The sequence below is a fragment of the Pseudenhygromyxa sp. WMMC2535 genome (assembly GCF_011083025.2).
Window position 1 is genome coordinate 8,412,390 of sequence record NZ_JABJWV010000001.1, and the last position, 21,397, is coordinate 8,433,786.

13 protein-coding genes and 1 pseudogene are annotated in these 21,397 nt (G+C 70.7%); 8 read left to right on the plus strand and 6 right to left on the minus strand.

Annotated elements, in window-relative coordinates; translation table 11 throughout:
• Positions 1-24 precede the first annotated feature (24 nt).
• From G6O69_RS32520 to G6O69_RS32530, 3 genes are all read left to right on the plus strand, one after another.
• Entirely contained in the window at positions 25-1,602 is a 1,578-nt protein-coding gene (locus G6O69_RS32520) for a hypothetical protein (protein ID WP_172307359.1), read from the plus strand.
• Positions 1,603-1,678: 76 nt separating this feature from the next.
• Complete coding sequence (locus tag G6O69_RS32525) at positions 1,679-3,097, plus strand: coniferyl aldehyde dehydrogenase (protein ID WP_172308385.1); 1,419 nt, start codon at positions 1,679-1,681, stop codon at positions 3,095-3,097.
• Positions 3,098-3,190: 93 nt separating this feature from the next.
• Positions 3,191-3,838 carry a TetR/AcrR family transcriptional regulator gene (locus G6O69_RS32530; RefSeq protein ID WP_172307360.1) on the plus strand — a complete coding sequence of 216 codons (648 nt, stop codon included), beginning with the start codon at positions 3,191-3,193 and terminating at the stop codon, positions 3,836-3,838.
• A 121-nt stretch (positions 3,839-3,959) separates the two neighbouring features.
• On the opposite strand, the pseudogene G6O69_RS32535 reads toward G6O69_RS32530, so the two are convergent.
• A pseudogene (locus G6O69_RS32535) lies at positions 3,960-6,142 on the minus strand (3-hydroxyacyl-CoA dehydrogenase NAD-binding domain-containing protein).
• A gap of 29 nt (positions 6,143-6,171) precedes the next feature.
• Complete coding sequence (locus G6O69_RS32540) at positions 6,172-7,383, minus strand: acetyl-CoA C-acetyltransferase (protein WP_172307361.1); 1,212 nt, start codon at positions 7,381-7,383, stop codon at positions 6,172-6,174.
• Positions 7,384-7,531: 148 nt separating this feature from the next.
• Between G6O69_RS32540 and G6O69_RS32545 the strand changes: the two genes are divergently transcribed.
• Both G6O69_RS32545 and G6O69_RS32550 read left to right on the plus strand, forming a co-directional pair.
• The gene (locus G6O69_RS32545) at positions 7,532-8,728 is read left to right on the plus strand and encodes an acyl-CoA dehydrogenase family protein (RefSeq protein WP_172307362.1); all 1,197 of its coding nucleotides are present in this window, start codon (positions 7,532-7,534) and stop codon (positions 8,726-8,728) included.
• Positions 8,725-9,732: a phosphotransferase family protein gene (locus G6O69_RS32550; protein ID WP_172307363.1), complete on the plus strand. Its 1,008-nt coding sequence runs from the start codon at positions 8,725-8,727 to the stop codon at positions 9,730-9,732. Before G6O69_RS32545 ends, G6O69_RS32550 begins: the two co-directional genes overlap by 4 nt.
• A 26-nt stretch (positions 9,733-9,758) precedes the next feature.
• On the opposite strand, the gene G6O69_RS32555 is transcribed toward G6O69_RS32550, so the two are convergent.
• Complete coding sequence (locus G6O69_RS32555) at positions 9,759-10,619, minus strand: oxygenase MpaB family protein (RefSeq protein WP_172307364.1); 861 nt, start codon at positions 10,617-10,619, stop codon at positions 9,759-9,761.
• Positions 10,620-10,729: 110 nt separating this feature from the next.
• Between G6O69_RS32555 and G6O69_RS32560 the strand changes: the two genes are divergently transcribed.
• From G6O69_RS32560 to G6O69_RS32570, 3 genes are all read left to right on the plus strand, one after another.
• Positions 10,730-12,151: a DUF2252 family protein gene (locus G6O69_RS32560; protein ID WP_172307365.1), complete on the plus strand. Its 1,422-nt coding sequence runs from the start codon at positions 10,730-10,732 to the stop codon at positions 12,149-12,151.
• 142 nt (positions 12,152-12,293) lie between these two features.
• Positions 12,294-13,271, plus strand: a complete 978-nt coding sequence (locus G6O69_RS32565; protein ID WP_172307366.1) for a hypothetical protein — start codon at positions 12,294-12,296, stop codon at positions 13,269-13,271.
• A 191-nt stretch (positions 13,272-13,462) separates the two neighbouring features.
• Complete coding sequence (locus G6O69_RS32570; RefSeq protein WP_172307367.1) at positions 13,463-16,444, plus strand: carboxypeptidase regulatory-like domain-containing protein; 2,982 nt, start codon at positions 13,463-13,465, stop codon at positions 16,442-16,444.
• Positions 16,445-16,516: 72 nt separating this feature from the next.
• Here G6O69_RS32570 and G6O69_RS32575 read toward each other — a convergent pair whose 3' ends face one another.
• The 3 genes from G6O69_RS32575 to G6O69_RS32585 form a co-directional block, all read right to left on the minus strand.
• Entirely contained in the window at positions 16,517-16,780 is a 264-nt protein-coding gene (locus tag G6O69_RS32575; protein WP_172307368.1) for a GIY-YIG nuclease family protein, read from the minus strand.
• Positions 16,777-18,153 carry an AI-2E family transporter gene (locus tag G6O69_RS32580; protein ID WP_172307369.1) on the minus strand — a complete coding sequence of 459 codons (1,377 nt, stop codon included), beginning with the start codon at positions 18,151-18,153 and terminating at the stop codon, positions 16,777-16,779. The genes G6O69_RS32575 and G6O69_RS32580 overlap by 4 nt, the downstream gene beginning before the upstream one ends.
• A gap of 88 nt (positions 18,154-18,241) precedes the next feature.
• Positions 18,242-21,313 (minus strand): VIT domain-containing protein, encoded by a 3,072-nt coding sequence (locus G6O69_RS32585; protein WP_172307370.1) that lies wholly within the window; start codon positions 21,311-21,313, stop codon positions 18,242-18,244.
• Positions 21,314-21,397: the final 84 nt, after the last annotated feature.

Sequence of the window (21,397 nt, forward strand, 5' to 3'; positions counted from 1 at the left end):
AGGCTCCACCTGTATGGTGGGTGCATGGATGGATTGGCGCGTTATCTGCCCCTGGCGGCGCTGCTCGTCGCCTGCGCCGACGATCCGGCGGCGTCGCCATCCATGGCGGACGAGGCGGACGAGGCAGACGAGGCGGCCGGTGAAGGCGACACCGACACCGACACCGACACCGGTGAAGCGTCCACCGACTCGTCCAGCGAAGACGCAGGCTCCGGCGCCGAGAGCTCCAGCGAGAGCTGCACAAGCCCCGGCACGCCGTGGACCCAGGGCTGGGCGATCCCCGGCGGGGAGAGCCTCGCGGGCGACCCCGAGGCTGGCCTGTGGGCCGTGCTCAACGAGGACTATGTCAGCTGCGGCGTGCCCTACGACATCTTCATGCTCGGCAAGGGCCTGCTCGGCACTTACGCCGACGGCGAGGCCCTGGCCTGGCGCGAGGGCAAGAACGCCAACTTGCCCTACAACTGGAACCTGGTCGAGACCGAGGCCGGCACCGAGCTCGCGGCGATGAACTGCCTGACCTGCCACGCCGGTGAGTTCGACGGCGAGCTGGTCATCGGCCTCGGGCGCCACGACGCCGACTTCACCGACGACTTCGGCTCGCTCCTCGCCCTGCTCCCGAGCCTGCCCGAGTGGACCGACGCCGCCGCGCAGATCAACAAATTCGCCGGGCGCTACGAGGTGCTCGGGCCCTACATTCAGACCTACGTGGTCGGCACCAACCCCGCCGACGACGTCGCGGTGATCCTCGCCGCGCACCGCAACCCCTACACCCTCGAGTGGTCCGACGAGGCGCTGCTCGACGTCGAGCCGCCGCTGCTGCCCGTCGACACCCCGCCGTGGTGGCGCGTGGCCAAGAAGTCCGGGCACTTCTACAACGGCATGTCGCGGGGCGACCACCGCGGGACCATGATGTTCGCGTCCTCGCTGTGCGTGGACACGGCCGCCCAGGCCGCCCAGATGCTCGACTACTTCGCCGACATCCGGGCCTACCTCGCCAGCCTCGAGCCGCCCGCCTACCCCGGGACCATCGATCAGGGCCTCGCCGAGCAGGGCCGCGAGCTCTTCGAGTGCAACTGCGCCGGCTGCCACGGCAGCTACGCCGACGACCCCGCGGACGAGAGCTACCCCAACCTGCTGATCCCCCTCGATGTAGTCGGCACCGATCCCCTCGTCGCCGAGGTCACCTCGAACGAGGGCAGCGTGATGCTCGATTGGTTCAACGAGTCCTACTACGGGGGCATCTCGCAGCTGGTCGCCGACGACCCCTTCCCCGGCTATGTCGCCCCGCCCCTCGACGGGATCTGGCTGACCGCGCCCTTCTTGCATAACGGCTCGGTCCCGACCATCGAGCTCGTCCTCGACTCGAGCAAGCGCCCCACCTACTGGCGGCGCGAGGACTACGACAGCACGAACTACGACTACGACGCCCTCGGCTGGGCCTGGGAGGCCCTCGACTACGGCCAGGACGCGGCGCCGGTCGGCCAGGCAAAGTACATCTACGACACGACCATCCCCGGCCACGACGGGGGCGGTCACACCTTCGGCGATCACCTCGGCGCAGACGAGCGCGACGCGGTGATCGAATACCTCAAGACCATCTAGGTGCCCCATGTCCGAGCCCCTCGAGCTCATCTCCACCGCCGATTCGCCCGACCCCCTCCCCTCGCCCGGGCAGCGCATGCGCGCGACCCTCGAGCGCCAGCGCGCCGCCTGTATGGCCGAGCTGCCGGTGTCCGCCGCGATCCGCAAGGATCGCCTGCGCCGCAGCCTCAACCTGGTCCTCGAGAACGAGGATCGCCTGGTCGAGGCCCTGTCCGAAGACTACGGCCACCGCTCGCCGATCCAGTCGCAGCTCGCCGACATCATGGGCACGGTCAAGCCGCTGCGCCAAGCCCTCACCGAGGTCGAGCGCTGGATGAAGCCCGAGCGCCGCAAGGTCGACCTGCCGCTGTGGCTGCTCGGCGCGCGGGCCCGGGTCGAGTATCAGCCCAAGGGCGTGGTCGGCGTGATCTCGCCGTGGAACTTCCCGGTCTTCCTGACCTTCGGCCCGCTCGCCGAGATCTTCGCCGCCGGCAACCGGGCGATGGTCAAGCCCTCGGAGCACACCCCCGCGACCGCGGCGCTGATGCGCGAGCTCGCCGAGGCCGCCTTCGACGAGGACGAGCTCGCCGTGTTCACCGGCGGCGTCGAGGTCGGCAAGGCCTTCTCGCAGCTCCCCTTCGATCATCTGATCTTCACGGGCAGCACGGCCCTCGGCCGGGAGATCCAGCGCGCCGCGGCCAGCAACCTGGTCCCGACCACCCTCGAACTCGGCGGCAAGAGCCCGGCCATCATCGGGAGCAGCGCGAACCTTCAGCGCACCTGTGATCGCCTCGTCGCCGGCAAGCTGCTCAACGCCGGCCAGGTCTGCCTCGCCCCCGACTATCTGCTGGTCCCCGCGGCCCACGAGCGCGCGATCATCGAGGGGCTCCAGGCCGCCGCGGCCGCGATGTACCCGTCGATCCACGATAACCCCGACTTCTGCTCGCTCATCAACGCCCGCCACCGTGAGCGCCTGCGCGGGCTGGTCGACGACGCTCGAGACAAGGGCGCCGAGCTGACCGTGGTCAACCCCGGCGGCGAGACCCTCGATCAACCCGGCAGCAACAAGATGGCCCTGCACCTGCTGCGCGAGGTCACCTCGGACATGCGGGTGATGCAGGAGGAGATCTTTGGCCCCGTGCTACCGGTGATCACCTACGAGCGCATCGACGAGGCCATCGCCTACATCAACGCCCGCCCGCGACCTCTGGGCCTGTACTACTTCGGCGAGGATCAAGCCGAGCAAACCAAGCTGCTCGAGCGGACCATCGCCGGTGGCGTCACGATCAACGACGTCATCTATCACGGCGTCACCAATGACCTGCCCTTTGGCGGCGTCGGGGAGTCGGGCATGGGCGCGTACCACGGCTTCGACGGGTTCAGGACCTTCAGCCACGCCAAGGGCATCTACACCCAGCCGCGCGTCGACCTCGCCAAGCTCGCTGGCCTCGTCCCGCCCTATGGCGACAAGTCGCGCAAGAGCCTCGAGATGCAGATCGGCAAGCCCGAGCGCTGAGCCGGCTGGGCTGACCCACCTTAATTTAATAGTTATTAAATTTTTGACACCTCGGGCTTCGTCCCGGGGTGCCCGCGGTCTATAGTGCTGGCGATGTCGGACGACTCGGCAGCACCCGAGCGCGCGGACACCTCCAAGTCCACGCGCACCCGCGAGCGGATCCTCGACGCCGCGGCCTTCGTGCTCAGCCGCAAGGGCTACGCTGGCACGCGCCTGAGCGACGTCGCGGCCCAAGCCGAGGTCCAGGCCCCGGCCATCTACTACTACTTCGAGTCCCGCGACGCGCTGATCGAAGAGGTCATGTGGGTGGGCGCGCACCGGGTCCGCGCCCACGTCGAGGAGGTCCTCGCCGGCCTGCCCGAGGACACCAGCCCCATGGATCGCATCCTCGAGGCCGTGGCGGCCCACCTGCGCTACGAGCTGCATATCTGCGACTACGCCACGGCCTCGATCCGCAACGCCGGCCAGGTCCCCGAGCACGTCCGCCTGCGCCCCGCCGCCGAGGAGGCCACCTACAGCCGGATCTGGCGCGACCTCTTCGCCCAGGCCAAGAAGGCCGGGCAGCTGCGCCCGGACCTCGACATCAACGTCTCGCGCATGCTCCTGCTCGGCTCGATGAACTGGGCCGCCGAGTGGTGGAACCCCAAGATGCGCTCGCTCAACGATCTGGTGAAGGCCACCCAGGACTTCGTCCGCCACGGCATGGGCGCGGTCGATCTCGACGACCCCACCCACGGCTGAGCCCGCTGGCGCCGACCGTCACGAGCCCGACACGAGCCCGCGGCGGGCCCTCGCACCAAAAACGCCCGCCTCTGGCGTGAGCCGAAGGCGGGCGTGCAGTGGTGAGTCCTCGCGCGAGCGCTCAGTAGGTCTCGTTGCGCTCGGCTCGCTCGACCAACGAATTCGGCGGCTCGAACTGCGGGCCGTAGGCGGCCGCGAGCTCGCGGGCGCGGGTCACGAAGCCGCGCAGACCGCCCTCGTACTGGTTGATGTACTGGAGCACCCCGCCGGTCCACGCCGGGAACCCGATCCCGAAGATCGAGCCGATGTTGGCGTCGGCCACGGAGGTCAGCACCCCGTCGTCGAGGCAGCGGACCGTGTCGATGGCCTCGGCGAAGAGCATGCGCTCTTGCAGATCAATCAGCGGGATCGACTTGCTGCCCGAGCCAAAGGCCTCGCGCAGCCCCGGCCACAGACCCACGCGCTTGCCCTCGGCGTCGTAGTCGTAAAAGCCCCCCCGGTCGATCGACCCTTGCGATCGAGCTCGTCGATCAGCCGATCGAAGACCGCCTCGCAGGGGTGCGCGGTCCAGGTCCCGCCCTCGGACTCGACGGCGGCCTTGCTCTCGCGCTGGATCTTCTGCGTGAGCGTGAGCGTGAGCTCGTCGAGGAGCTGGAGCGCCCCGACGGGGTAGCCGGCCTGGAGCGCGGCCTGCTCGATGGTCGCCGGCTCGACGCCCTCGCCGACGGCCGCGACCGCCTCGGAGGTGAACTGGCCGATCACCCGCGAGGTGAAGAAGCCGCGCTGATCATTGACCACGATCGGCATCTTGCGGATCTGCAGCACGAAGTCGAAGACCTTGGCCAGGACCGCGTCCGAGGTGTTCTTGCCGCGGACGATCTCGACGAGCTTCATCTTGTCCACCGGCGAGAAGAAGTGGATGCCGATGAAGTCGGCGGGGCGCTCGACGCCCTCCGACAGCAGCGCGATCGGCAGCGTCGAGGTGTTCGAGCCGAGCACCGCGTCGGGCTCGACGATGCCCTGGATCTCCTGGAAGACCTTCTGCTTGAGCGCGACGTTCTCGAACACCGCCTCGACCACGAAGTCGACGCCGGCGAAGTCCGCGGGGTCGACGGTCGGGTGGATGCGCGCGAGCAGGGCCTCGGACTTCTCCTTGCTCGTCTTCCCGCGCGCCAGCGCCTTGGCCTCGATCTTCTCCGCGTAGGCCTTGCCACGCTGGGCGCTCTCGAGGCTGACGTCCTTGAGCACGACCTCGATCCCGGCCTTGGCCGCGACGTAGGCGATGCCCGCGCCCATCATCCCCGCGCCGATCACCCCGACCTTCTTGGCCGCGTACTTGGGGAAGCCCGCCGGGCGGCTCGCGCCGGCGGTCAGCTTCTGCAGGTCGAAGAAGAACGCGTTGATCATGTTCTTCGAGACCTGGCCGATGGTCAGGCTGACCAGGTAGCGCGTCTCGATCAGCGAGGCGGTGTCGAAGTCGACCAGCGAGCCCTCGACGGCCGCGGCCAGGGCGGCCCGCGGCGCGGGCATCGGCGCGCCCTTGATCTGCTTGCGCAGGTTCGCGGCCATCGCCGGTAGCATCATCGCTATCTTGGGGTGCGAGGCGGCGCCGCCGGGGATCTTGAAGCCGTCGCGGTCCCAGGCATTGGCGGCCTCGGGGTTCGCGGTGATCCACGCCTTCGCCCGCGGCACCAGCTCCTCGACGGTCTCGACGACCGCGTCGACCAACCCCGCCGCCAGGGCGTCGCGCGGCTTGAACTTGGTCCCCGGCAAGATGACCTTGGTCAGCGCCGCCTGGAGGCCGAGCATGCGCACGACCCGAGTGATCCCGCCGCCGCCGGGGAGCAGGCCCAGGGTGACCTCGGGCAGGCCGATCTGGCTGCCGCGCACGTCGGCCGCGATCCGGTGGTGGGCCGCGAGCGCGACCTCGAGGCCACCGCCCAGAGCGGTGCCGTTGAGCGCCGCGACCACCGGGCGGCCGAGGGTCTCGAGCCGGCGCAGCTGTCCCTTGACGTGGTCGATGTGCGCCGTCTGCTCGGCGGCCTTCTCGGCCGTGCTCTGACGCAGAATCTCGAGGTTCCCGCCGGCGAAGAAGCTCTTCTTGGCGGAGGTCAGGATCACACCAGTGATCGACTCGCGCTCGGCCTCGAGACGATCGACGCATGCACCCATGGACTGGGTGTAGACCTCGTTCATCGTGTTGACCGCGACGTCGGGGTCGTCGATCGTGAGGATCACGATCCCGTCGTCGTCACGGGTCCAGTGGATCGCGGGTGAACGTGTGGAGAATGACTCGCTCGACATGCTTGCTGTCCAATCTGCCTGTTCGGCGCTCACACGCGCTCGATGATCGTGGCGATGCCCATCCCGGCTCCGACGCACAAGGTCGCGAGCCCATAGCGCAGCTGACGACGCTCGAGCTCGTCGAGCAAGGTGCCGAGGATCATCGCCCCGGTCGCGCCGAGGGGGTGACCCATGGCGATCGCGCCGCCGTTGACGTTGACCTTGTCCGCGGGGACGTCGAGGTCGCGCATCCACTTGAGCACCACCGAGGCGAAGGCCTCGTTGAGCTCGAAGAGGTCGATGTCCTCGATCTTCAGGCCCGCGCGCGCGAGGGCCTTTTGCGTGGCCGGGGTCGGCCCGGTGAGCATGATCGTCGGCTCGCTGCCGGTCACGGCCATCGAGACGATCCGCCCGCGAGGTTTGAGCCCGAGCTCGGCGCCAGCCCGCTCGCTGCCGAGCAGCATCAGCGCCGCGCCATCGACGATGCCCGAGGAGTTCGCCGCCGTGTGCACGTGCTCGATGCGCTCGACCTGATGGTACTTTTGTAGCGCGACGGCGTTGAAGCCCCCGAGCTCGCCGATCTTGGCGAAGGACGGCCTGAGCTTGGCCAAGCTCTCGACCGTCGACTCGGGCCGACGATGTTCGTCGACGGCGAGGATCGTGACGCCGTTTTGATCCTTGACCGGGACGATCGAGCGCGCGAAGTAGCCCTCGGCCCAGGCTCGCTCGGCCTTGCGCTGCGAGTCCACGGCGAAGCCGTCGATCTGCGCGCGACTGAACCCCTCGATGGTAGCGATCAGGTCCGCGCCGATGCCCTGGGGCACGAAGTAGAGGTCGTAGGCCGTGGTCGGGTCCTGCACGTAGGCCCCGCCGTCGGAGCCGATCGGCACCCGCGACATCGACTCGACGCCGCCCGCGAGGACGATGTCGTCGGAGCCCGAGGCGATCTTCGCCGCCGCGGTGTTGACCGCCTCGAGGCCCGAGGCGCAAAAGCGGTTGAGCTGGACGCCCGCGACCGTCTCCGGCAAGCCAGCGACCAGCGCGGCCGTGCGCGCGATGTCACCGCCCTGCTCGCCGACCGGCGAGACCACACCGAGGACGATGTCGTCGATGCGGTCGAGCGCGAGGCCCGGATTGCGGGGCACGAGCTCGTTGATCAGCCCGACCACGAGGTCGAGGGGCTTGGTTCCGTGGAGCGCCCCGCCTTTGTTCTTGCCGCGAGGGGTCCGCATCGCGTCGTAGATGAACGCGCCGTTTTGCATGTTCGACACCATTTCCTGGCTTCGGTCTTTCCGAGCGACACCACTATAGGAGGGCCAAAATTTTTTTACAATCGATTAAAAAATCGCGCCGCCGCCTTGACTCACGCGGGGTGGACGCAGACGATTTCCCTCAGGGGAACCCAGATAGATGCCCATTCGATTCGACATCGAGCCGCAGATCGCCGCGCTCGCCCAAAAAACCCGTGAGTTCATCAGTGAGGTCGTGATCCCCGTGGAGATCGAGCTTGGCGGCTCGGTCCACGACGCACCCGAGTCCCTGCGCCGCGACCTCCAGGCCCAGGCTCGCGCCGCGGGCCTGCTCGCGCCCCACGTGGGCGAGGCCTGGGGTGGTCTCGGCCTCGACACCCGCGGCCAGGCGGTCATCTTCGAGGAGGCCGGCTATTCGCTGCTCGGGCCGCTCGCCCTCAACATCTCGGCGCCCGACGAGGGCAACATGCACCTGCTCGAGCACGCGGCGAGCGAAGACCAAAAGCAGCGCTACCTCGTCCCGCTGACCGCAGGTGAGATCCGCTCGTGCTTCGCCATGACCGAGCCGCCGCCGGGAGCCGGCTCGGATCCGCGGGCGCTCGCGACCACCGCCAAGCGCGTCGAGGGAGGCTGGCGCATCGACGGCCGCAAATGGTTCATCACCGGCGCCCGCGGGGCGCAGGTCGCCATCGTCATGGCCAGGACCTCCGGGGCGCCCGGCGAGCGCGGCGGCGCGACCATGCTCTTGGTCGACGGTCAAAACCCCGGCATGCGCGTGGTCCGTGACCTCGAGACCCTCGACATCGGCCTGTTCGCCGGGCACAGCGAGGTCGTCTTCGAAGACTGCCGCGTCCCCGACGATGCGATCCTCGGCGAGGTCGATCGCGGCTTCGAGTACGCCCAGCTCCGCCTCGCTCCTGCCCGCCTCACCCACTGCATGCGCTGGCTGGGCCTGGCCCGCCGCGCCCAGGCTCTGGCGCTCGCCCACGTGACCGAACGCCGCGGCTTCGGCAGCCGCCTCGCCGAGCTCGGCATGGTCCAGCAGCAGATCGCCGACAACGAGATCGACATCGCCGCCAGCCGAGCGCTGATCTACCAGACGGCCTGGATCCTCGACAGCGGCGAGGGCGACGCGAGCTTGGCCTCGTCCATGGCCAAGACCTTCGTCGCGGAGGCCGTCGGTCGGATCACCGATCGCTGCGTGCAGATCGCCGGCGCGGTCGGGACCTGCTCCGATCTCCTGCTCGCCCGCTACTGGCAGGAGGTCCGCCCCTTCCGGATCTACGACGGCCCCAGCGAGACCCACCGCTGGTCCATCGCCAAGCGCACGGTCAAGCGCTTCGGGAGCGGCCAGTGATCCCCGGCCTCGATCTCGACGCCCTCCACGCCTACCTGAGCGCGAACCTGCCGCGCTACGCCGGTCGCCTCGAAGCGCGGCGCATCGCCGGCGGCAAGTCCAACCTCACCTACTGGCTCAGCGACGGCGAGCAGCAGTGGGTGCTCCGCCGCCCGCCCCTGGGCCCGCTCACGCCCAGCGCCCACGACATGGCCCGGGAATTTCGCGTCGTCGAGCGCCTCGCCCCCACCCCGGTCCCCGTCGCCCCTGCCCTGCTCCTGTGTGAGGACCCCGCCGTGCTCGGGGTGCCCTTCGCGATCACCGGCTTCGTCGACGGCCGCGTGATCCGATCCGCCGCCGACGCGGCCGCGCTCTCCCCCGCCGAGCAGCGCGACTGCGCCTTCGAACTCATCCATCGTCTCGCCGAGCTCCACGCCGTCGACCCGGCCAGCGTCGGCCTCGATCCGACCCGCGCCGACGGCTACCTCGCCCGCCAGGTCCGGCGCTGGTCCGGGCAGTGGGAGCGCGTGCGCACCCGCGACGACGAGGCGCCCCTGGAGCTCGCCCGCCGGCTCCAGGCCCAGCTCCCCGCGCGCTCGGATCGCGCCATCGTCCATGGCGACTACCGCCTCGACAACGTGCTCCTCGCCCACGATCGCTGCGCCCTGCTGGCGATCGTCGACTGGGAGATGTCGACCCTCGGCGATCCCCTCGCCGACCTCGGTCTGAGCCTGGTCTACTGGGATCCGATGACCGAGCCCGTGCTCGGCGTGCCGCACATCCGCGCCGGCGAGACCGGCTTCCCCGACGCCGACGCCATGGCCCAGCGCTACGCCGCGCGCTCGGGGCGGGCCATCGAGCGCCTCGGGTTCTATGTCGCCCTGGGCTGCTTCAAGCTCGCGGTCATCGCCGAGGGCATCCACCAGCGCTACCTCGCGGGCGACACGGTCGGAGACGGCTTCTCGACCATCGGCGAGGCCGTCCCCGTGCTGCTCGCGGCCGGCCTCGAGCAGCTTCCAGCCTAGGAGCCCGTGGGTTTCACCACGGGCTCCTAGAGATAGAGCCGACGCAGCGGCACGCCCATGCGCCGACAGGCCTGCACGGCCGGCGTTTTGGGGATCGGCAGGCGATCCGCCGCCGCCCCGATCCGAGCGAGCCGCTTGCGCGCCCGCGCGTCCAGGGCCCAGCGCGACTCGAGCTCCAGCTCGGCCGCGAGCCCCTCCGGGAGCAGATCCACACCAGCGCGGATCATCTCGCTTTGCAGCCAGCGCAGCGGCTTGGGGAACACCGGCGTGGCGTCGACCAGCTCGAGGAACTCGACGATGATCGGGTGCGCCACGAGCATGGGCCGCATGTTCGCAAAGCATGCACGCTGCTCTGCGAGGCTGCGCGGCGCCCCCTCGGCGCCGAAGAGCCGCGCCGAGGCCCGCGACTCGGCGTAGTAGCGGTCGCGCTCGAGATCCCTCAGCGGACGCGCGAAGCGGGCGTAGGCCTCGAGAAAGCCAAAGCTGGCCGTCGCCTGCACCCAATCGAGCAACACCTGATCGTTGGCCCGGTAGCCCACGCCCTCGGGAGTCCTCCCTTCGACGCGCTCGTGCATGCGCACGACGCTGGCGATCACCCGCTCGGCCGTCTGCGCTGGCGCGTAGACGGTGACTTGCGCGGCCATCCCCGTGCGCCGCATCCTCGCCAGGGGATCGCGCGGGAAGATCGAGTGCTCCCAGACCCCCGTGCGCACCCGCGGCTCGGCGAGCTCGAGCAGCACCGCCGTGATGCCTCCGATGAACAGCGAGATCGGGTTTTTGTAGACTCGCCAGGTGATCGAGTCGGCCGAGTAGAGCGCAGCCGCACCCGCGGGCCGCGCGAAGTCGAACTCGGGCCGCTGTGTGCCATTTCGAGACCGCTGCTGCACATTTTCAGGATACCGATTTAACTTGTTGGCAACCAGCAAGATAAAATGAGCAGGTCTTCTCCGCCACCGATCTGCAACGCCGCTGAAACGCGGAATTGCTATGGAGGGCCGTGTCAGCGCGACGGCAACGCCTCCCCACGATCCTGCTCCCTCTCCTGTTCGCCTGCGGATCCGCGGAGCTCGACGACGCCGACGCCGACGCCGACGCGCTCCGGGAGTTCACGGCCGCGACCCGCGACGCCGAGCTCCTCGCCACGATCGCGGCCCACGACGCGAGCCTGTCCACGAGCGATCGCAGCGCCAAGCACTGCAAGATGGCGGCCTCCCCCTTCGCCTTCTTCCGCGGCACCAACTACCTGTTTTGGTCCGACCTCGCCGACGACGAACGCCTCGCGGACTTTGGCGACGACGCCCAGACCCGGATCTGGATCCAGGGCGATCTCCACGCCTTCAACTACGGCGCCTTCGACGATGACGATGGCCGAGTGATCTACGACCTCAACGACTTCGACGAGGCGGTGATCGCCGACTACCAGTGGGATCTGTGGCGCATGGCCACCAGCTTGGTGCTCGTCGCCGAGGACAACGGGGGCTTCTCCTCCTCCGACATCGACGACTTCCTCGACGCCTTCACCGAGCACTACCTCGACGCCATGGCCGACTACGCCGCCAACGACGACGAGAACTCGACGCGCTTCACCGCCGCCAACACCTACGGCCTGCTCGACGACTTCCTCGACGAGGTCGAAGACGAGGGCTCGCGCGAGGATCTGCTCGACGAGTGGACGACCACGACCAGCGCCGGCCGAGTCTTCGACCTCGGCAACGACGAGCTCGCGGCCATCGACGCGAGCCTGCGCGCGGCCATCGAGAGCGCGTGGTCGAGCTACGTGACGACCACGGCCGGCGACCTCGCCCAGACCTCGGGCTACTTCACCATCGAGGACGTGGCCCAGCGCCTCGGCGCCGGGATCGGCTCCCTCGGCACGCCCCGCTACTACGTGCTCGTCGACGGCCCGAGCAGCGACGAGGACGACGACCGCATCCTCGATCTCAAGCGCCAGGGCGAGCCCACGCCCTACGCCTTCGTCGACGCGGGGGCGCGCGCGTGGCTGGACGCGCTGACCACCGACAACGCCCAGCGCGTCGTCCTCGCCCAGCGCGGCCTGGCCATCGGCGCCGACGATCATCTCGGCTGGCTGAGCCTCCCCGACGGCGACTACAGCGTGCGCGAGCGCTCCCCTTTCAAGGACACCTTCCCCACCGAGGACCTCGACAGCGAGACGCGCTTCACCAAGCTCGCCGAGCAGTGGGGCACGATCCTCGCCACCGCCCACGCCCGGGCCGACGAGGACTATCTCGACACGGTCATCCCCCATGACATCGACGAGCAGATCGATCTGCGCACCGACGGTGAGCACGCGGCCTTCCGCGCCCTCGTCCGCGAGGTCGCAAGCGAGTACGCCGATCAGGTGGCCCTGGATTACGCCGCCTTCGCGGCCCAGGTCGCGCAGAGCCAGAGCTGTCCCTGAGGATCGCCTCGAGCGTCAGATCGCGTCCGACTGCGAGGAGTCGAGGTGGCCCGAATTCCGGCCACCTCGACTCCTCACACTCCCTTTTTCACCCTCGACGCACGCGTCGGCGACCCCGGCCGATATCACCGATGTGCCGAGCGTGCTCCATCAAGGAATCCTCGACCTCTTTCGTGAGGACCCCTGGCTGGCCTTCGATCTCCTCGCGCTCCCCCGCCCGAGCCGCGGCCGACCCGTGGATCGCCAGGGGATCGCCGAATTCGACGCAGGAGACGCCCACGTATCGGTTCGCCAGGGGCTCCCCGATCTCGTGCTCGTCGACGATGAAAGCGACAATGACAACACGGGGGCCGTGCTGGTCATCGAGGCCCAGCGCCGCTCGGATCCCGAAAAGCGCTGGCGCCATCCCTTTTACCAGGGGGCCATGGCCGCGCGCTATCGACGGCCCACCTGGGTGATCGTCGTCTCCTTTTCCAGAGCCATGTCCGCGCTCTTGCGGTCGTGGTCCGAAGGTCCGCCACCCCGCGTGGACGCCCTCGTCCTCGACGTCGACAGCGTCCCGCCTGTCCTCGATCCAAACGCGGCGCGCGAGCGACCGACGGCAGCCGTGCTGGCCGCGACCCTGCACGCTCAAGTGGCCGATATACGGGCCACCCACGTCGCGCTGCGAGCGATCCGCCACCTCGAAGCACCCAGGCGCCGCCGCTACACTGCGATCTTGATGTCAGCGATCCTCAAGCACCAAAGGAGCGAACTCGTGCAGGAGCTCATCGAAGAGCGATACATCGACGAAAAAGAGGATGAATTCCTCGCCATCGAACGCCTCAGCGGGACCTATCACCTCGGCCACGAGGAAGGCCGTGAAGAGGGACGCCAGGAGGGCCGTGAAGAGGGCCGCCAGGAGGGCCGTGAAGAGGGCCGCATCATGGAGCGCCGCGCCGTCCTCAAAGACATGATCATCGCCCTCCTCGAGGTCCGCGGCCTCCCGCCGAGTCGCACGGACGAGGCGCACATCCGCGGAGAAGACGCTATCGACACGCTCCGCACCTGGGCTCAGCGAGCTCGCCACGTTCCCAGCCCGAGGGCCTTGTTCGAACGCGCGAGCGACCCCGAGCGCTGAACCTCTCTGCCGTCGACGAGTTTGGGACACTGCGTGCTGATCCCCGCCCACCTCGAGGCGGGGATCAGCACGCGACAGCGGCCCGCCGACACGGCGCAAAAACCTGGATTTCGGGTTGTTGGACCCCCCTGGTCCGTGAGATCACTTCGTATCCTCGCGGCCGCAGCCTGCGGGGGCGAGCAAACGACACGATGGCGGGGCGCAGTCAAAAAACCTTCTCGGTCCTTGGTTTCTTCGCGGTCGTCGGGACCGTCACCTGGTGGTTCGTCGATCTCCAGATGAACCCGCGCGAGCAGGTCGCCAACGACCCGCAGACCCCCCAGACGCCGATCGAGGACGAGCCGCAGCCGCCAGCCACGCCCGCGCTCGAGGACGAGCCCAAGGCGATCCTCGCCGGCACGATCAGCGACCTCGACGGCCAGGGTCTCGCCGAGGCCCAGGTCTGCGCCTGGCCGTCAGCGGCCGAGCTCGCGGGCCGAGCCGCCGAGCCCAGCTGCGTGACCACCGGCGATGACGGGAGCTACCGCATCGAGGGCCTGTGGCCCGTGTCCACCCGCATCGAGGCCAGCGCCCGAGAATTCCTGCCCGCGGCCTGGGGCGAGCGCAGCCGCGGCCACCGACGCACCCTCGCTCACCTCCAGCCTGGCGAGACCCTCGACGGCCTCGATCTCAGCCTCAGCCCCGGCGGCCAGGGGCTCGTCGGGGTCGTCCGAGACGTCTCCGGCGAGGCGATCGCCGACGCCTGGGTCACGGTCCAGGCCAGCGAGACCGGCCCCCGAGTCCTCGCGCGCAGCGACGCCGAGGGCAACTTCACGCTGTGGGGGCCGAGCGGCGCCGTCTACCTGAGCGCCGCCGCCGAGGGCCACGCGGCCCACCGCCAGCGCACCGCCATCCCCAACGCCGAGGCGAGCGTCGAGCTCGTCCCCGAGTCCGTGATCTCTGGTCGAGTCGTCCTCGCAGACAGCGGCGAGGCCGTGCCCGGGGTCGTGGTCGAGGCTGGCGGCCAGCTGGCCCTCAGCGACGCCGAGGGCAACTTTCGCGTCACCCAGCTCCAACCCGGAGACCACGCCCTCGTGGCCCACGGCGCGACGCTCTACGGCCGCGCCCAGCCCGTCCACCTCGGCCTCGCCGAGACCCGCGACGCCGTGACCGTCTCCGTCCACCCGGCGCAGCGTGTCGAGGGGACCGTCGTCACCACGGGCGGTGATCCCTGCCCCGACGGCGAGCTCCACCTGCGCCACCTCGACTTCGAGGGCGAGCGCCGCAGCGCCAAGATCGGCCGCGAGGGCGCGGTCGAGCTGCTCGCCGTGCTCCCCGGTCGCCACGCCGTCGAGCTCTCCTGCCCCGGCTACGCCACCCCAGAGGACGGCTACCCCGAGCTCGAGGTCTCCGCGGAGGACCTCACCGGCCAGCGCTGGGAGGTCAGCGAGGGCCTGGCGATCCGCGGCGCTCTCGTCGAGGCCAAGGGCCGGCAGCCGGCGGCCGGGCTGCGCGTCCGCGCCCAGCTCGTCGACGACCCCGACTTCGCCCGCACCTCCTCCCCCAGCGACGCCGAGGGCGGCTTCGAACTCGCCGGGCTCCCGGCCGGCAGCTACGAGCTGTGGGTCGTCTCGAGCACGGGTGAGCCCCTCGTTCAAAAGCCCCAGCTCACCGAGCTCCAAGACGCGGACCTCGAGGCGCTCCAGGTCGTCGCCCCGGGGGCCGGCGTCCTCGCGGGCAGCTTGCGCGATAAGAACGGCCCCCTCGCCGGCGTCCTCGTCGAGGCCACCCGCGAGGGCGCGCGCCTGGGCTACACGGCCGTGACCGACGCCCAGGGTGACTTCCGCATCGAGGGCGTGCAGTCTGGCAACCTCCGGGTCATCGCCTACGCGGGCGACGGCCCCGACGCCCCGGTCCTCCGCGCGCCCAAGACCAGCGACGCCGATCGCCAAGGTCGCCTCGCCTGGCTCGCCCCCGGCAAGGAGGCCAACGCCAACCTGCTCGTCGAGCCCCAGGCCGGGACCATCTCCGGCCAGGTCCTCGACGCCGAGGGCACGGCGCTCGCCGACGCCCTCGTCGTCGCCCAGCGCCTCCCCGACGGCGCCCCCGCGGGCCACGGCCGGGCGCGCTTCGCCTCCGACTGGCGCCTGAGCGCCCCCGTGCGCAGCGACGCCGACGGCCGCTTCACCCTCGAGGGCCTGAGCGAAGGCGGCAGCTACGTGCTCGCGGCGCTGCGCCCCGGCGGCGGCGAGGTCGTCGTCGAGCCGATCGCCACCGGCGAGGAGGCCGAGCTGCGCATCGCCGCGGCCGGCGAGCTCTCCGGCCGCGTCGCCCTCACCGAGGGCGGCACCCCCGACTACCTCGTCCTCGAGCTCCGCGCTGCGGACGGCACCCACCGCCACGCCGCCCTCTACCGGCCCTCCGAGGGCGCCTTCCACTTTGGCGCCCTGCCCCCGGGCACCTACGACCTCGAGGCCCGCACGCCCACCGCCAGCGCCAACCTCTGGCAGCTCGAGCTCGCCCCCGGGGCCAGCCTCGACGAGCTCGTGGCCACCGCCCACCCCCGGGTCCTCGCCCGCGGCCAGCTCGTCGATGCGGACACCCGCGCGCCCATCCCTGGCCTGAAGATCGCCGTCCACGCCTACGGCGAGCCCCTCGACGAGGCCCAGGCCGCCCGACTCGCCGCCCCCAGTGAGGGCCCCGGCGAGCCCGGTCAGGACACCACCGACGCCGAGGGCCGCTTCGCCCTCGAGGACGTCACCTCGGGCTGGGTCACCCTCGTGCTCACGTCCACCGATCCGAACCCCGACAAGAACCCCTACCACCTGTCCCGCGTCGGCTTCGAGCTCTCGGGAGAGGGCGAGGAGCAAGAGCTCGGTGAGCTCGAGCTCTTCGCCAGCCGAGCCGGCAAGAAGGGCGAGGTCGGCGAGCTCGGCTTCGAGATCGCCGCGGTCGCCGTCGACACCGAGGTCTCCGAGCTGCGCTACGACGTCTCCGCCGTGGACGAGCGCAGCCCCGCGGCCAAGGCCGGCCTCGCCGTCGGCGACGTGATCGAGTCCGTCGACGGCCACGAGCTCGCCGGGCACCCCTTCCGCTTCGAGCGGCTGATCGCCGTGGGCCCGTGGAAGAAGCTGACCTTGGGCCTCGCCGACGGCCGCGAGGTCGTGGTCCAGGCGGGCAAGGCTCGCCAGTGAGGCCCCACGAGTGACGGCGCAGGCTCGACCCCGCGCCGCGCTCGTGCCCTCGCTCGCCCCCCTCAGTCTCGGTCAGTCCGCGGGCGGCTCCCAGTCGAGCCGCAGCGCGCCCCGGCGGCGCTTGAGAGCCCGCTCCAGGCGAGCGGCCTGGCCGTGCTCGAAGGGACCCCAGCGCCTCGCCACGGCCCAGGGCCGCCCCGCGCGGGTGCTGCGGGCGCCCCCGGGGAGCTCACCGTTGTGCTGGCACAGGCGGCGGTCGACGTCGACACTGATGCCCACGTAGGTGCGCTCGGCCTGGGTTGATCGCAGCAGGTAGAGCCACCAGCGCTCGCTCACTCGGGCCGCCCGTCCTCGCTCGATCCCCGACGGCTGCCCTCGTCCTCTCCGTCCCCGGCCCCCTCCCCGGCCCCCTCCCCAGCCCCGTCTTCGCCCTCGCCCACGAGCTCCTCGGCGAGGACGTCGAGATCGTCTGGACCCTCGTCCTCGGGCGTCTGTGCCTCGGCGCCCTCCGCCGCGCCGCCAGTCGGGTCCTCGGGCTTTGCAGCGACCGACTCCCCTGCGCCCTCCGGCGCGCTCGAGCTCGCGTCCTCCCCACCCTTGGAGGAGAACGAACCGGTGCGCAGCAAGGTCCCGCCCACGATCACCGGCCCGCGCATGCTCCGGGTGGGATCGAGGCGCTCCTCCATCTCCGCGCCCGAGCCGAGCAGCACCGCGACCCACTTCAGGTCGTCGCTGTTCTCGAGCAAGATCTTGACCACCATCGTCAGCGGCACCGACAAGAACATGCCCAAGGTGCCCCAGATCCAGCCCCAGAACACCAAGGACAGGAACACCACCAGGCTCGACAGGCCCAGGCGCTTGCCCATGACCTTGGGCTCGACGATGTTGCCCATCACGGTGTTGATGAGCAGGTAGCCGACCATCAGCACCGCGGCCCGCTCCCAGCCAAACTGCACGAAGCCCAGCAGCACGGCCGGGAGCGCCGCGAGGATCGAGCCCAGCGTGGGGATGTAGTTGAGGAAGAAGGCGATCACGCCCCAGAGCACCGGATAGTCCACGCCCACGGCCAGGCACAGCAGCCAGGCGAGCAGGCCGGTGACCACGGAGATCTTGGTCTTGATCCACAGGTACTCCTGGATGTCCTGGACGACCCCGGTGAAGCGCGACAGGTCGCCGCCGTTGGCCCCCATGGCGACCTGGAGCTTGCGCGGCAGGCCGGCCGCCTCGGCCATGATGAAGGCCGTGGTCAGCAGCACGAAGGCCGTGTTCGACAGCGCCGAACCGATGCCCGTGACCAGGCCACCGGCGAAGTCCGCGGCGGCGCCCGGATCGATCAGCTCGAGCAGCGCGTCCGTCGAGACCTCGAAGCCCTGCGCCTCGATCCAGTCGAGGGCGCCGGCGGTCATCGTCTTGAGCTGGGCCTCGTAGGTGTCGAGGTTCTCCGAGAACCCGGCGATCGAGCTGCCGATCAGCAAGGAGATCAGCGAGACGGCCCCGAGCACGCCGACCACGACGATCGTCACCGCCAGCCAGTCGGGGACCTTGTGGCGCTGCAGGGCGTTGACCGGGGGGATCGCCAGGATCGCCAGGAAGGCCGAGAAGAGCACCGGGACGAGGATCGGTCCGGCCTCGCGCAGGCCAGCAATGACCACGCACATGGACGCCCCGGTGATCAGGACCCGCAACCCGATGGCCCGCCTGTCGCTCATGGCCGCGAGTATACGCGGCCGAGCCGCGCTTGCCCCAATCTCCCGCCTTCGCCCCGACTCCCGCCACGCTGCGCGGCTCAGCGAGCGCTCAACGGCCGATCAACGAGCCGTCGAGATCGCCGAGGTCGACCTGCGCGCGGTCATTTTGGATCACGAAGGGGCGCTCGTCGAAGGCGATCCGGCCGCGGCCGTCGTGCTCGAGGATCTGGACCTTGCCCATGCCGTAGCCGCTCGGCCCGCGGGCGTAGTAGTAGACCTGGAGGTTGTAGGGGTAGCCCGTCGGCTCACCGATGATCGTGAACACCTCGGGGCCGAAGCCCTCGGTGACGTCGTACTCGAGCGCGCCGCCGGAGCGCAGGCCGCGGTTGTCGTAGTAGGCGTGGCTGCCCAGCCCGTCGCGGACGTGCAGGTCGACGTCGCTGTGGCTGGTCTCCCAGGTCAACACGAAGCGCAGCGAGGGCTCGCGGGCGAGCTCGGCCCCGGCGCGGCGCAGGCCAGCAGAGATCCGCTCGCTGGCCGCGGGCTCGTGAGCCAGCCAGGCCGCGGCGACCAGGCCGAGGTCCTCGCGCAGGATGTGGTCGACCCCGGCGAAGCGGCCCCCGCTCCAGTCGTGGCTCAGCGCGCTCGACAGCGCCGCGAAGGCCTGCTCGTAGCGGCCCGCGCGGAGCAGCGCGAAGGCCAGCAGGCGGTGGCTCGAGGGCTGATCCGGACGCTGCTCGCGAGCGCGGCGGTAGCTGTCGATGGCCAGGCGTCCGCCGGCGCTGCCCAGATGCTCGAGGCGCGTGCCCGCGAAGCGGCGCATGTCGGCGCGCTCGGGGAAGAGATCGATGATCGAGCCGTAGGCCCGGGCCGCCTCCTCGACCTCCGCGCTGGCCTCGAGCGCCTCGCCGAGGGCGACCACCGCCATGACCTCGGCGGGCTCCGCCTCGCGCCAGGTCCACGCGACCTGCTTGGCCTCGGCCACGTGGCCCCAGGCGATCAGGTTCATGATCGTGAGCAGGTTGCCGCGGTAGGCGTCCTCGAGGCTGCGCCGGGGCGGGTGCGCCCGCGCTCGCGCCCCGCGTCGGCGGCGGGGGGTGGGCTTGGCCCGGCGCATCGCCGCGAGGGCCGCCGCCGCGCTTTCCTCCGCCGGGGTCCGCGGCGCTGGCGGTCGCGCGCTCGCCTCGGCCAGATCCCCGACCACGACCGCGGCGTCGGGATCGGGCTCGGGCGCTTCGCCCTCATCTCGCCCGCCCGCAGGCGAGGAGGCCAGCAGCTCGAGCTGCTCGGCGCCCAGCTCCTCGCTGGGAAAGCGCGGCAGCCGGTTGCGCGCGATCGGGACCTCGGCCTCCTTCAGCACGTTGGGCACCCCTCGCTGGCGGCGCACGACCCCCTCCGGACCCGCGACCAGGACGTCGGCCAGGGCCGCAGGATCCACGCGCCTCTCCAGGTAGTCGCGCTCGTCGCCGAGCATGACCAGGTGCGTGTAGTCGTTGAGCATGCGGTGGGCGATCGAGCGGGTCACGAGCTGACGCCAGGCCTGCTTGCGTACAGCCGCGGGCGCGTCGGCGTTGGCCTCGAGGGCGGCCTCGAGCAGCTGCACCCGCCCGCGCTCGAGGGCCCAGCCGACCAGGGGCTCCTCGACCTCGACCAGGGGGATCTGCAGGCTCTCCTTGCTGTGGCTCTCGACCGTGACCCGCAGCCCGCCAGCCGCCGGCTCGACGTCGGCGAAGACCAGGATCTCGTCGTCGGACTGCACCCCATGCACGACCTCGGGGTAGTACCAGCGCGCCCCGGGGACCGTGATCCGCACGTCGTCGTGGACCGTGCGCAGCAGCCGACGGACCACGCCCCGCGGCGTCTGTGCGCTGTCGAGGACCAGGCCCGACTCGGGCAGCTGGCGGACCAGGCTGCGCAGCCGCCACGGCTCGCGACCCGAGCCCGAGAGCACGTCGATCCGACGCACCCCGCTGTCGGCGAGCTCGGCCACGCTCTCGAGCACCGCCGCCCGCCCCGAGACCCCCGCCGTGGCCACGGCGTCGGAGATCAGCAGCACGCGATCGACCTCGTGGCCGCGGCGCGCCCCGGTGTGGCGCAGCACGCTGACGAGGTTGGAGGCCCCGAGGGCCCGGCGCGTGTGCAGGCGCTCGAAGGCGCGACGATCGATCTCGCCCAGGGGCCCCTCGTAGACCGTCTCGAAGCCCTGATCGAAGGCGACCAGGCGCAGCCAGATCTCGTCGCCGGTCCACGGCTGCAGCGCCTCGATCAGCCCGGCGAGCTGCTCGACGCGCTCGTGGTAGCCCACGGCCTGGGACGCGCTGGTGTCGAAGAGCACCGCCAGGCCGTTGATCGGCGCGGCGTGATCGTGGGTCATGGGGTCGACGCGGACCGCCACCTTGCGCCCGCTGCGGACCCCGGTGCGCCGCTTGCCCGAGGTCGGCACGACGAGGTCGTCCGTCGCCGTCCAGTCCCGCGTGTCGAGCTCGAGCACGCGCCGGCCCGACTCGTCGATGCCCAGGGTCTCGGGGATCCGGCTGCCCGCGAACACCTCGAGCAGCGGATCCGGCTGACCCACGACGATCACCCGGGCCGAGAAGCGCGGCACGTCGTGGAGCCCGGCCAGGCGCACGCGGTAGGGCTGGTCCGCCCGCGCGAAGGTCTCGGCGTAGGACACGATCAGCTGCTGGGTGCTCCGCGCGGGGATGTTGGGCAGCTCGACCTCGAAGCGCTCACCGAGCTCGGCGCGCGCCTCGAGGGCCGGCTTCGCCCGAGTATGCAGCGGCGGGCGCAGCTGCCCGGGCTTGCGCCCGACGACCTCGGCCTCGCGCCACGAGCCCTCGATGGAGGCCGCGAAGCGGGTGATCGTCGCGCCCGGCGGGAGCAGCACGCTCAAGGTGGCGTCGAGGGTCACCGGCTCGGGGTTCTCGAAGCTCAGGCGCAGCTGGGTGAAGGCCAGCGGATCCTCGACCGTCCCCAGGACCTCCAGGGAGCTCAGGGGTAGATCCGTGCCCTCCCGACCCGTCAGCCGGATCGGTCGATCGTCCGCGAGCGCGCCCTCGAGATCGAGGTCGATGGTCGCGCGCAGGGGCGGGTCCGGCGGCGTCCTGGTCTGGGCGACCGGCACACAGGCCGACACGATCACGCCCACCGCGACCAGCAGCAGCGCCACCATGGAGGCCATCCGGCGCGCTCGAGCACGGGCCGTCATATCGATCAATCGTGGCTGATTACGGCGAGAATCGCCATGGATTGTTTGTGGGCGCGC

Bases quoted from the DNA above. Each gene is read 5' to 3' on its own strand.
- G6O69_RS32530 (WP_172307360.1), top strand. From the start codon at position 3,191: ATGTCGGACGACTCGGCAGCACCCGAGCGCGCGGACACCTCCAAGTCC.
- G6O69_RS32585 (WP_172307370.1), bottom strand. From the start codon at position 21,313: ATGGCCTCCATGGTGGCGCTGCTGCTGGTCGCGGTGGGCGTGATCGTG.
- G6O69_RS32570 (WP_172307367.1), top strand. From the start codon at position 13,463: ATGGCGGGGCGCAGTCAAAAAACCTTCTCGGTCCTTGGTTTCTTCGCG.
- G6O69_RS32525 (WP_172308385.1), top strand. From the start codon at position 1,679: ATGCGCGCGACCCTCGAGCGCCAGCGCGCCGCCTGTATGGCCGAGCTG.
- G6O69_RS32580 (WP_172307369.1), bottom strand. From the start codon at position 18,153: ATGAGCGACAGGCGGGCCATCGGGTTGCGGGTCCTGATCACCGGGGCG.
- G6O69_RS32545 (WP_172307362.1), top strand. From the start codon at position 7,532: ATGCCCATTCGATTCGACATCGAGCCGCAGATCGCCGCGCTCGCCCAA.
- G6O69_RS32520 (WP_172307359.1), top strand. From the start codon at position 25: ATGGATGGATTGGCGCGTTATCTGCCCCTGGCGGCGCTGCTCGTCGCC.
- G6O69_RS32540 (WP_172307361.1), bottom strand. From the start codon at position 7,383: ATGCAAAACGGCGCGTTCATCTACGACGCGATGCGGACCCCTCGCGGC.